We start from the raw sequence: 11,810 nt of genomic DNA, 5'->3' as shown, positions 1-11,810 counted from the left end.
TAATGTCTTAGCTTTCAAGTCTCTGCTTCGAGATCTGAGTTTTGCTATTGGACTTGAGCCACTTCGCTGCTTAGACTTTTCCCGCTCTTTGCCCCCAACTCTATGACCCAACGTGCCTTAATTACCGGCATCACCGGACAGGATGGCTCTTATCTGGCCGAGCTGTTGTTGCAAAAAGGCTACGAAGTCCACGGCATCATCCGCCGCGCCAGCACCTTCAATACTGACCGCATTGACCACCTCTACGTGGATGCCCACGACCCCAGCGCCAAGCTGTTTCTCCACTATGGGGATCTCACCGATGGCACCACTCTGCGCAGGATTTTGGAACAGGTGCAGCCGACGGAGGTGTACAACCTAGGGGCCCAATCCCACGTGCGGGTAAGTTTCGATAACCCGGAATACACCGTCGATGCAGTAGCCATGGGCACCCTGCGCCTCCTGGAGGCCATCCGCGACTACCAACAACGCACGGGGATCCGGGTGAAGTTTTACCAGGCGGGATCCTCGGAAATGTTTGGGCTGGTGCAGGAGATCCCGCAAAAGGAGACCACCCCCTTCTACCCCCGCAGCCCCTACGCCTGCGCCAAGGTGTACGCCTACTGGCAAACAGTCAACTACCGCGAAGCCTACAACCTCTTTGCCTGCAACGGCATTTTGTTTAACCACGAAAGCCCACGGCGGGGAGAAACCTTCGTTACCCGCAAGATTACCCGCGCCGTCAGCCGTATTGTGGCCGGCAAGCAGGACAAGCTTTATCTAGGTAATCTGGATGCCAAGCGGGACTGGGGCTATGCGAAGGACTACGTCGAGGGGATGTGGATGATGCTGCAGCAGCCCCAGCCGGACGACTACGTGCTGGCTACTGGCGAAACCCACAGCGTGCGGGAGTTTGCCGAACGCGCTTTTGCTTTGGTGGGCATGCCCATTACCTGGCGGGGATCCGGCCTGGAAGAACAGGGGCTCTACAAAGATCGCGTGCTGATCGAGATCGATCCCCGCTACTACCGCCCAACGGAAGTGGAGCTGCTGTTAGGGGACGCCTCCAAGGCCAAGCGGGTGCTGGGGTGGCAGCCCAAGGTGACCTTTCCCCAATTGGTGGAGCTGATGGTGCTAGCCGACCTGGAAGCCATTGGCTTGGATCCGGATCCCATCTTGGGGGAACGGCGTACCCTCAACGGCCTACTCAGCGAGGATCGCGCCTTCATCCGCACCCAACTGGGGGTTCGCTGCAACTAATGGTACCGGCTGGATCCCCCAAGTCAACCCAAAAAACAGCTCTCACCCCTTGCTTAAAGGAGGGGCTAAGACCTTAATATAGGAGATCGCCAATTCTTTTAGCGTACGGCCAGCGCTTTTGCCTGTGCTCTTCTGCTGAGTATCTTTGCCGATTTCGGAGAAACGCCCGCATGTCCCGCTACACAGGTCCCCGCCTAAAGATCATTCGTCGCTTCGGGGGACTTGATCTGCCCGGTCTGACTCGCAAGCGCCCCAAAAATACCAATCCACCCGGTATGCACGGGGCAGAGCGCAAGAAAAAATCCGAGTATGCTATCCGCCTAGAAGAGAAGCAGAAGGTTCGCCTCAACTACGGGGTGAGCGAGCGCCAGATGCTCCGCTACATGCGCAAGGCGCGGCGCTCCAAGGGATCCACCGGGCTAGCCCTGCTGCAGATGCTGGAGATGCGGCTGGATTGCATTGTCTTTCGCCTCGGCATGGCTCCAACCATTCCGGCAGCCCGGCAGTTGGTGAGCCACGGCCACATCGAAGTCAACGGCCGCAAAGTCACCATCCCCAGCTATGGCTGCAAAGTTGGGGATGTAATCACGGTAAGGAACAAGGAGTCTTCTCGCAAATTGGTGGCCACCTACGCCGAGTATCCGGGACTGTTCCTGCCCGATTACCTGGAGTTTGACAAAGAGAAGCTGCGCGGACGTATCAAAGAACTGCCTCCCCGCGAGCAAATCTGCGCGCCAGTGAACGAGCTGCTGGTCGTCGAGTTCTATTCTCGTAAACTCTGAGGATCCCTTTTGCCGCCATTGCGGATCGTGGGGAAACTTCAGGAGCTAAGCCCGGAGAGGGCGATTTTTCTCAGAGAAAGAGTCAGTACTTGGGGTGTGCTGAGTATATTAGGCGCTATCCCTCCCCACCCAGGTGGGGTATCCCGCACATTCAGAGGAAACGTTTCTCCACGTCATTATTACGACGCAACACTGTTGCCAACGCGCCGCTCTAGCTCCCCTCTCCCAGAGGGAGAGGGGTTGGGGTGAGGAAGAAAGAACCGAGCAGAGATCAAAGCCTGCCGATGGCCCGCTGCAGTTGCACCAAGGCGCGGTTGTAGGCGATTACAGCATTGGAGAGGTTACCACGGGCAGTGGTAAGGGCAGCTTCGGCGTTGATCACCTCTGTTTGCGTGCCCACCCCCGCTTGCAGGCGCAGCCGGGCCAAGCGTAGACTCTCCTCTGCCGAGGCAATCGCCACTTTGGCCGAGTCGATCTGCTCGCGGCTGGAGCTGAGAGTGAGGAAAGCTTCTTCCACAGTGCGCTGGATTTCATTGCGGGTGCCGACGAAATTGCTCGCGGACACCTGCCCATCGATCTCAGCTTGGCGAGCCTGGGCAGACGCCTTTCCCCCATCAAACCAAGTCAAGGTGAAGTTGGCCCCGACCGAATAGCCGACATCGAAGCTGTCGCGGCTGGCGTCGAAATCGTTAACGGCATCGAGAGTGGCGAACAAACCAATCTGAGGACCGTTGCTGGCTTGTGCCAGGCGCACCCGAGCTTGGGCTTGTTCCAACTCTCGGCGTTGGCGCTCCAGCTCTTGTCTTTGGGCAAAAGCGGCAACAATAGTCTCTTCCAGGCTTAGATCCCACTCTCCCACCGGCTCGATGGGATCCCTGGCCAGCACATCGGTGGGGCTGGGAAAGTTCAGCAGTTCGGCCAGACGGCGGCGGCTCAGTTGTTGGGTGTTTTGGGCCACCAGTAGGGTTTGTCGATTGTTGGCCAACTCCGTCTCCGCCTGGAGAACCTCGAAGCGGGTACCTACCCCAGCCCGCTCTCGGGCTTGCGCATCCCGCAGGGTGGCTTCAGAACTGGCGACGGCAGCCTGGCTAATGGCCACTCGGGCATCGGCGCTCTGCAGATCATAGTAGGCGTTGGCCACAGCTTGTCTTACCGTCTGCAGGGTTTGCTCCAGTTGCAGTTCGGCGACGCGCAGAGCTTCTTGGGCCAGTCTCAGGTTTTGTTCCCTGATCCCGTTGTCAAAAGCGGTGTAGTCTAGCCGCACCACGCTAGCAGAGAGAGTGTGCGATTGGCGGCTGGGAGTGCCGCCGGGGGCAGGGGGTTCGCTGTACTGGTAGTTGGCACGGCTGGAAAGGGTGGGAGCAAAAGCTGCCTGCGCCAGGGCTACACCTGCTTTAGCCCGTTCTACAGCCAGCCTTGCCTGCTGCACCGCCGGGTTTTGGGCGACGGCGATCTCCAGGGCTTCTTGTAAAGACAAGCCCTCCGTCCGCTCGATGCGCACCTCCAAAGGGGATTGAGGCACCACCAGGTCTTCAGCCCTAGAAGCCCCCTGCAAGACCGGGGTAGGAGTGGCAGGGCGGGCCTCGGGCGGGAGCGATAGGGTGGGAGGCAGGTTGGGGGTGCGGATTGCCCGGCTATCTGGGAGGATCGAGGCAGCAGGGTCAGGCACTTCCCTCTCTTGGGCAAGGGCAGGTACAGCCCAGAGCAGGCTGAACAGGAGACCACAGGGGGCAAACCGGGTAAGGGACAGCCGGGATCCCGCTGAGCTTGGCTGCCGTTGAGGACGTCGAAGCCGGCCCCTAGCTAGACTCTGCATCGCCATCGTGTTGTCACTCTCAACATCACCTCTAGCAGTATCGCAAAGTAAACTGCCCACACTCATGCTGACACAGCAGAGTAGCCGGGTAGCCCCGTATTAAGCACTCCGCGCCGCTAGCGCGAGTAGTGCGGGGCGGAAAAGCCTTCGAGCGACTGGAGTCGCTCGCCAATGTTATGTTGTAATCTTAAGTCAGCACCTACCCCGGTGAAAAACCCGGACAGTGCCGAAAGCCAGTAAGTAAGCGGAACCTTGAGGCTTTGTCTCTAGGGGCCGTCTAGGGACGTCTTGACAGCGCCTTTACGAGTTCGTTGTTGAACTGCTTAAGAATCCCCTGCCTTTAGGCGCTGGGAGTGTCAATGTCCAAGTTGGTTGGGTACGTTGATCTGGTTAAGTCGTTAAGCCAGGGATCCCATTGTCCCAAAGTGGCTTGCCAGCGCCACCAGGGTGGTGTAAACCCCCTGAAGGGAGGCGAGAGCCCGCTCCCAGAGGATGTGGGTCAGCGACCACCTGTCCAACCCCATGGCGCCACACAACAGCAGCAAGTAGAGGTTAGCAAAGGTGAAGAGGGAGGCTGCCCGCTGCCGGTTGTGCGGTTCCTGGAGCAACTGCACCGCCTTCCAAATGAGAAGGGATCCCAGCAGCGCCGCCACACTCAAGTAAAAGGATCCCAGCACGTGCAGAGGGTAAACCAGCAGTAGACTGACTGGCACCATTAGCAGGGCGTAGAGGAGAATCTGGGCAGCAGTCGGCCTTTCTCCTGCCACCACCGGCAACATCGGCACCCCGGCGTGGGCATAGTCTTCTTGCTTTAAAATCGCCAAGGCCCAGAAGTGGGGCGGGGTCCACAGAAAGATAACGGCAAACATCACCCAAGCAGCCCAGCTCAGCTCACCGGTAGCCGCTGCCCAGCCCACCAAAGGTGGGATTGCCCCTGCTGCTCCGCCGATAACAATGTTCTGGGGGCTGGAACGCTTCAGCCAGTGGGTATAGACCCCTACATACACCAGGATCCCTGCCATGGCTAAGCCAGCAGCCAGCCAATTGGTAAAGCAGGCCAGTAGGCCAAAGGACATCACAGCCAGGATCCCGGCAAACATCAGGGCATGTCGGGCCCGAATGCGACCGGAAGGTAGAGGACGGTGGCGGGTTCGCTCCATCATCCGATCAATATCGGCGTCGTACACCATGTTGATGACATTGGCTGCGGCCGCCGCCATCCCCCCCCCCAAGAGGGTGACACCAAACTTGAAGGGATCCGTATTGCCCGCCATCCACATCGCTCCAGCCGTGGTCATCAGCAAGAGGGCGACGATCTTCGGCTTCACCAACTGGCTATAGCTGCGCAAAACCTGCGCCAGACTTTGGCGATGGCCAAAAGGGATTCCTGTCACCGTGTTCTGACAAGGATCTGGACAGTAGGTTTGAAGGATATCTGCCATGAAACTACTTGCCGTTCATTTCTGCGGCCGCGGCTACCCCCCGAAGGTTCCTTCCCCCAAGGCTATTGCTCATCCGCCAGGCCAGCACCGTAAAGCCCAGCAAGCACGCCAGCAAAGCTGCCCCAATCATCTGGTGGGCTACCGTCAAGGGCTCCACCTGCAGCCGGTAGCGATAGGTGAGAATGCCAACCCCCACTTGCGCCAGCAAAAGGACCACGGATCCATGGCCCAGCCGCTTGAGAATCCTTGGGATCTGCTGCCGCCGCCAACTTGTAGCCACCGCCACCAGCAACACTGCCAGCGTGGCCGGAGCCACCCCTAGCAAGTGACTGTTCATCACTCCGCACCGTTCACCAGAAGCAAAGCACTGGTGTAACGCCCATTGGGAAGCCACCAAAGCCCCAAGCAAGCTCTGGACGTACACCAGCAGCACTGCCCCCCAGCCGAGCCAGGGCAAGTAGCCAACAGAAGCTCTCCCCGCCTCAGAGGGAGCGACGCTTGGCAGGGCCAGCAATCCCAAGCTGAGTAGCGTGGCAAAAAACAGCAGGCCTGTGCCCAGGTGGGCCGTCACAATGTCAAAGCGCAACAACTCCGTTACCGTCAGCCCTCCCAGGATCCCTTGGGCCACGACCAAGACAAAAGCCCAGCTCAGACCCCAGGGCAGCCAAGCGGGCAAAGCCTGCCGCTTCCGCCAGGCAAACCCCGTTAGCACCAGGGTGGCCAAGCCCACCCCGGCAGCCACCAGTCGGTGAAACCACTCTAGAAACACCTGCAGGTTCATCTGCTGCGTCGGCACCAGCTCTCCATAGCAGAGGGGCCAGTCGGGACAGGCAAGTCCAGCATTCATGACTCGAGTGGCACTGCCTAGCCCCATCAACAGCCAAGTAGCCGCTGCTAAACCCAGCAGGGCTCGCCCCAGGCGCGGGGAAAGCTCCCCAGACGGCACGGGATCCGAAGCCGAAGAGGGGACGTGAGAGGGAGAAATTGAGGAGTCCATTGCAATTTGAAGAATCGAAATCTAGGGAGAGCAGTCCACAATCGGCACTAAAAAATGCGCGGAAGCAACAGTTAATAACTCGATCCCTCTAACCCCTTCCTATCCTGGGTGGTGCTTCTCTAGAGGCAGAGGGGAGACTCTCTTGCAACAAATCCTAAATGCAGCTTTGCAACGGGCGAAGGTTCTTAAGGATTTCTTTGGGCCAAGCTGCCCTTCCTCAGTAGACGGTGCCAACGCTCCGGCTGAAGATCCCGAAGAGATCCCTAAGATGGCCAATTCTCGCCGGCTCCTGGGATTTGAATAGAGAGGAGTCTAAGCCTGCTTGGGTTCTGTTTACAGAACCTGCTAGGGCAGGCACGTAGTGGTGGTAGCAGCGGGGAAAAGCAGCTGTGAGCGCGCTCAAGAATATCTTTTTGGTGGGGATCGGGGTGCTGTTGACCCTGGCCAGTCTCTGGTATGGCCAAAATCACCATCTGCTTCCGGAAGCGGCTGCTAACTCGGCTCCCTTGTTCGATAGCCTCTTCAACAGCACAATCACCCTCGCCACTGGGATTTTTTTGGTGGTGGAGGGAGTGCTTCTCTACTGTGCCTTTCGCTACCGCAAGCGGCGAGGCGATCGAGGAGACGGGGATCCCAACCACGGCAACGTGCTGCTGGAGATCGTCTGGACGGCGGTGCCGGCGGTGATCATCCTCTGGTTGGGCCTGGCCAGCCTCGATGTCTATCAGGCGGTGTATGGAGGCGCCGATGTGGGCGGTCACGTCCACGCGGCCATGGCGATGGGGTCTTCCCAGGAGACGGAAGCAGGGGATCCGGGCTATGCTTACACTCCCGCGGTGCTGCCTGGCAAGGAGATGGGCCAGCCGGATCTGATTGTCCAAGTTCAGGGCATGCAATATGCCTGGATGTTCACCTATCCGGAATCGGGTTTGGTGGCCGGCGAGCTGCACCTGCCTCTTAACAAGCGGGTGCGCCTGAACATGACGGCTATGGATGTCAACCACGCCTTCTGGGTGCCGCAATTTCGCCTCAAGCAGGATCTGATTCCTGGCCGAGAAACTCACCTAGAGTTTGTGCCCACGCAGCTAGGAACCTATCCCATCATCTGTGCCGAGCTATGTGGCCCTTACCATGGAGTGATGGTGGCACAACTGGTTGTGGAGACGCCGGAAGAGTTCGAGCGCTGGCAGCAGGAGCAACTGGTGGCTGCTCGTGGCGAGAACAACGCGCTGGCCTGGGCGGGAGACCTTCACCCCTCTCCCTCGGAATCTGCCTTTGTCCAAGTTCACCAGCAGCGTTTGGGCCTCTCGCCTGCTGATCTAACCTCTCTCAAACTGCCCAAGGACTCCGTCCCGCTGACGCAAACGGGATCCCTTCCCTCAGCGGGCTAGAGAGATCCCTTTCCCCTTGACGGACGTTCTGGTGACGCCAGGAGGAGCCTTTTGCCATGACCCAGCTACAGGACAATCCCACCTTTGCCGCTGCCCCCAAAGCCAGCCTGGAGCCTGCCGCCGAGCCTTGGTGGCGCTTTTTTACCTTCTCCACCGACCACAAGGTGATCGGGATCCAGTATTTGGTAACCACCTTTTCCTTCTACTTGGTGGGGGGAGCGCTGGCTACAGCCGTGCGGGCCGAGCTGGCCACCCCCGAAGCCGACTTTCTCGGTTTTGAGCGCTACAACGGCGCTTTTACCTTGCACGCCACAATCATGATCTTTTTGTGGATTGTGCCGGCTTTGATGGGGGGCTTTGGCAACTACCTGGTGCCGCTGATGATCGGGGCGCGGGACATGGCTTTTCCTAGGCTAAACGCCGTCGCCTTTTGGCTAATTCCACCCAGCGGCCTTTTGCTGCTGGCTAGCCTCTTCCTCGAGGCCCCGGCAGCGGGTTGGACCTCGTATCCGCCGCTGAGCCTCATCAGTGGCAAAGTGGGAGAAGAACTCTGGATCCTGAGCATTTTGTTAGGCGGAACCTCTTCCATTCTGGGGGCCGTGAACTTTATTACCACCATCCTCAAGATGCGCATGCCTGGCATGAAGATGGAGGATATGCCTCTGTTTTGCTGGGCGATGCTGGCCGCTTCCATCATTACCCTCATTGCAACGCCGGTTCTGGCTGGGGCGCTGATCCTGCTTAGCTTTGACCTGTTGGCGGGCACGGCCTTCTTCAACCCCAGTGGCGGCGGGGATCCGGTGGTGTACCAGCACATGTTCTGGTTTTACTCCCACCCGGCGGTGTACATCATGGTTCTGCCGGTGTTCGGCATGATCTCGGAGATCTTGCCGGTGCATGCCCGCAAGCCCATCTTTGCCTACAAAGCCATTGCCTACTCCAGCTTGGCCATCTGCTTTTTGGGCTTGATTGTCTGGGTTCACCACATGTTTACCAGCGGTACCCCCGACTGGATGCGGGTGTTCTTCATGATCGCCACCATGGCCATTGCCGTTCCCACCGGGATCAAGGTGTTTAGCTGGCTGGCGACTCTCTGGGGCGGCAAGATCCACTACCGGACGGCCATGTTGTTTGGCATGGGCTTTATCTCCATGTTTGTCATCGGCGGCTTGAGCGGGATCATCCTTGCTTCGGTGCCGTTGGATATCCACGTCCACGACACCTACTTTGTGGTGGCCCACCTGCACTACGTGTTGTTTGGCGGCAGCGTGTTTGGCATCTATGCCGGCCTCTACCACTGGTTCCCCAAGATGACCGGCCGGCTGCTGAACGAGTTCTGGGGGCGGGTGCATTTTGCGCTGACCTTTGTCGGCTTCAACATGTGCTTTTTGCCGATGCACAAGCTGGGTCTAATGGGCATGCCCCGCCGCGTGGCTCAGTACGACCCGCAATTTGCCGACCTCAACTGGATTAGCTCGGTGGGTGCCTTCATTCTGGCCATTTCCACGCTGCCCTTCTTGGTGAACGCCATCTACTCTTGGGTAGCTGGGCCCAAGGCCGGAGACAACCCCTGGCAGGCTCTAACTCTGGAGTGGACAACTTCTTCCCCACCGCCTGCCCACAACTTCTACGGGGATCCCATCCTGCTAACTGGCCCCTACGACTACGGCCTGCACAGCAAGGAGACTTTGGATTACTTGGCCGCCCAGTTGCAGAGCTTGCGGGAGCTGGCGCTGGCTGAGGCGGAGCCTACTTCTTCTTAGCAGGAGGAGACTTGCCCGCTGGGTATCCATCCTCTGCTCGCCGGGTATTCCCGTCTTGATCTTGGCTGGGCTGCCCCTACAGTTTCAAGAAGTCTCTGGAATTTGGCGAAAATTGATTTTAAGTGGACAGGAATATGCAAGGATCCCTCGCTTCTGATGCCTTAATGGTCGGCCACACTCAGGCCCATGCCGCTCATGCCGAGCACCCAGATCATCGCGTTTTTGGTCTGCTGATGTTCCTGGTAGCGGAAGGCTGTCTATTCTTGGGCCTGTTCATGGCCTATTTGGCCTACAGCCTCACGGCCCCGGTCTGGCCGCCGGAAGGGACGCCGGAGCGGGAACTGCTCTTGCCTGGGATCAACACGGCAATCCTCCTCTCCAGCAGTTTGGTTATCCACCAGGCCAAGCCTGCCATCCAGGCCAATAATGTCAAGGGATTGCGGCTGTGGTTTGCCCTCGCTGCCCTGCTGGGGGCCATCTTCCTGGCCGGGCAGCTCTACGAGTACAGCCACCTGGAGTTTGGCCTCACCACCAACTTGTTTGCCAGTACCTTCTATGTCTTGACGGGGTTCCACGGGCTGCACGTGGCGGCGGGGTTGCTGTTTATTTTGGCGGTGCTTTGGCGATCCCTGAAGCCAGGCCACTACAGCGCCCAACGTCATTTTGGCGTCGAGGCTGCTGAGATCTACTGGCACTTTGTGGATGGGGTTTGGATTGTGTTGTTTATCCTGCTCTACTTGCTCTGAGTCGCGAAGAGGGATCCCCCTCCCCAAGGCTGAAGGAGATCCCGGTCGAGCACGCTGTCCGTTAAATGGGCCATTGTTAGAACTGTCTCTGGGCGGAGTAACAAGGACAGAAAGGCTCAGGACTGTTGGAGAATGGCCACGGTCTGGATCAGAGCCTCTGGAAACACTTCTCGCTCCGGCTGACCTTGCTTGAGCTGATATTCCAGTTGTAGAAGTTGCTGCATCACCTTCAGCAGTGCTGAGCTTTTTAGGGATCCCACCTCTTTTTGTAAGAAATAAACCCGGTTGGGGTTGGCAATCTCTGCTTTTTGGGCAATGACCTTGGGATCCCGTTCTCCCTCTTCCAGCAGTAGCTTTACCCACAGCCAGGTGCGGAATTGGCCCACCAACACTGCCAGGATCTTAAGGGGCGGCTCGTTGTGATCCAGCAGATGGTTCAGGATCTGCAGGGATCGATCCAAGTTGCCCTGGCGCAGGGAGGCGGCCAGTTGCAAGCTGTTGTAGGCGCTGGCAGGAACCAGAGCCTCGATTTGCTCAGGGGAGATGGGATCCCGCTGGCCTGCCGTAAAGAGGGCCAGCTTTTCCAGTTCCATGGCCAAACGGCGGGAATCGTTGCCCACGGCTTCCGCCAACTTCTGGGCTGCCTCTGGGCTGAGCTTGAGAGCCCGCTGTCGGGCCTCGCGGTGTACCTGCTTAAGAATGCCCTCTTCGTCCCAGGGGGGCAGTTGGGAAAACTCGCGGACAATGGCCCCTTGCTTGAGGAGTTTGGTGGATTTGAGACGTCCATCCGGCTTGCTGCTGGTGGTCAAGACCAGATGGGTTGTGGGGGGCAAAGAAGCTAACGTTCGCTCCAGTTCTCTTACCAACTCTTCGGAACACTGCTGGGTGAGCGTTGTCTCCTCCAGCCAAACCAGGCGGGCGTTGGATCCCAGAGGCGGCGTCATGGCCAGGTTCAGTCCGGCCAGGGTGGACTCCGGTGGCAGGCGATCGTAGTTAAAGGCAGCCCACGCGGGATCCAGCACCTGATCGCGCAGCTCTTGCACCGCCTGCAGGAGGCGATAGCTATCATCTCCCCAGTAAAGGTAGACGGGCATACTCCCCACGTCGCCTCAGCTTGGTCTCCAGCTTTTTTCCGTAGTTTCTCTAGGCGTTATTTTTACTTACGTTAATCAACGGGTAGCTTCCGGCCCTTTGTCCGGGATCTTCCGGAGAAAGCCTGGCCAGGTTTCAGCTTTTTTCTCTCTAAAAAGAGTGCCAGCTTTGCATGATCTAGCTTGGCAAATTCTGTATTCCCACTGAAGAACTCTCGTCAATCTTCTCCTAAGCTGGGCTTAGAGATGGGGTTGGAGGGAGGGCCGCAAGTATATGGACACTATTGGCGAACTGGAGTTCAAAGTGCAGGTTTTAGCGCGCTGCCTGGGATCTGCTTTGGGCTTGGGCCGGCCTACTCGTGTGCAAATTCATTACTGCAATTCCCCGCTCTTCAAAGCAGATCAGTCGGGAGCAGGGGTTCCCCCTTTCAGCTCTGAAGAGGTTAAGAGCTCCCAGCTCCACCCGCTAACCTCGGTTGCCTAAAGGGCACTATGAACTACCCCACCGCGCAGGCGGGTGGGGTTTCCCCATCCGCTTTACGG

The 11,810-nt window shown here is 58.4% G+C and carries 9 protein-coding genes; 5 read left to right on the top strand and 4 right to left on the bottom strand.

Annotation, left to right across the window (positions count from 1 at the left end):
• Positions 1 to 102 precede the first annotated feature (102 nt).
• Together gmd and rpsD are read left to right on the top strand one after the other, a co-directional pair.
• On the top strand, positions 103 to 1,239 hold the full coding sequence (gene gmd / locus NW852_RS10450; protein WP_414364277.1) for a GDP-mannose 4,6-dehydratase: 1,137 nt from the start codon (positions 103 to 105) through the stop codon (positions 1,237 to 1,239).
• A gap of 170 nt (positions 1,240 to 1,409) precedes the next feature.
• On the top strand, positions 1,410 to 2,021 hold the full coding sequence (rpsD, locus tag NW852_RS10445; protein WP_414372052.1) for a 30S ribosomal protein S4: 612 nt from the start codon (positions 1,410 to 1,412) through the stop codon (positions 2,019 to 2,021).
• A 271-nt stretch (positions 2,022 to 2,292) separates the two neighbouring features.
• Here the strand turns inward: rpsD and NW852_RS10440 are convergent, their stop codons facing one another.
• The 3 genes from NW852_RS10440 to NW852_RS10430 all read right to left on the bottom strand — a co-directional run bounded on the left by NW852_RS10440 (position 2,293) and on the right by NW852_RS10430 (position 6,276).
• Complete coding sequence (locus NW852_RS10440) at positions 2,293 to 3,690, bottom strand: TolC family protein (protein ID WP_414364278.1); 1,398 nt, start codon at positions 3,688 to 3,690, stop codon at positions 2,293 to 2,295.
• Between the two features lie 545 nt (positions 3,691 to 4,235).
• Positions 4,236 to 5,231 (bottom strand): heme o synthase, encoded by a 996-nt coding sequence (locus NW852_RS10435; RefSeq protein ID WP_414364291.1) that lies wholly within the window; start codon positions 5,229 to 5,231, stop codon positions 4,236 to 4,238.
• 52 nt (positions 5,232 to 5,283) lie between these two features.
• Positions 5,284 to 6,276: a COX15/CtaA family protein gene (locus tag NW852_RS10430; RefSeq protein WP_414364279.1), complete on the bottom strand. Its 993-nt coding sequence runs from the start codon at positions 6,274 to 6,276 to the stop codon at positions 5,284 to 5,286.
• A gap of 389 nt (positions 6,277 to 6,665) precedes the next feature.
• On the opposite strand from NW852_RS10430, the gene NW852_RS10425 reads away from it, so the two are divergent.
• From NW852_RS10425 to NW852_RS10415, 3 genes are all read left to right on the top strand, one after another.
• On the top strand, positions 6,666 to 7,667 hold the full coding sequence (locus tag NW852_RS10425; protein WP_414376616.1) for a cytochrome c oxidase subunit II: 1,002 nt from the start codon (positions 6,666 to 6,668) through the stop codon (positions 7,665 to 7,667).
• A 56-nt stretch (positions 7,668 to 7,723) separates the two neighbouring features.
• Entirely contained in the window at positions 7,724 to 9,430 is a 1,707-nt protein-coding gene (ctaD, locus tag NW852_RS10420; protein ID WP_414372047.1) for a cytochrome c oxidase subunit I, read from the top strand.
• Positions 9,431 to 9,564: 134 nt separating this feature from the next.
• Positions 9,565 to 10,176, top strand: a complete 612-nt coding sequence (locus tag NW852_RS10415; protein ID WP_414372044.1) for a cytochrome c oxidase subunit 3 — start codon at positions 9,565 to 9,567, stop codon at positions 10,174 to 10,176.
• Between the two features lie 116 nt (positions 10,177 to 10,292).
• Here the strand turns inward: NW852_RS10415 and holA are convergent, their stop codons facing one another.
• The gene (holA, locus tag NW852_RS10410) at positions 10,293 to 11,270 is read right to left on the bottom strand and encodes a DNA polymerase III subunit delta (protein WP_414372042.1); all 978 of its coding nucleotides are present in this window, start codon (positions 11,268 to 11,270) and stop codon (positions 10,293 to 10,295) included.
• Positions 11,271 to 11,810: the final 540 nt, after the last annotated feature.

Source organism: Synechococcus sp. H60.1 (genome assembly GCF_047462335.1).
Classification (GTDB): domain Bacteria; phylum Cyanobacteriota; class Cyanobacteriia; order Thermostichales; family Thermostichaceae; genus Thermostichus.
This window is presented reverse-complemented; position numbering and strand designations above follow the sequence as displayed.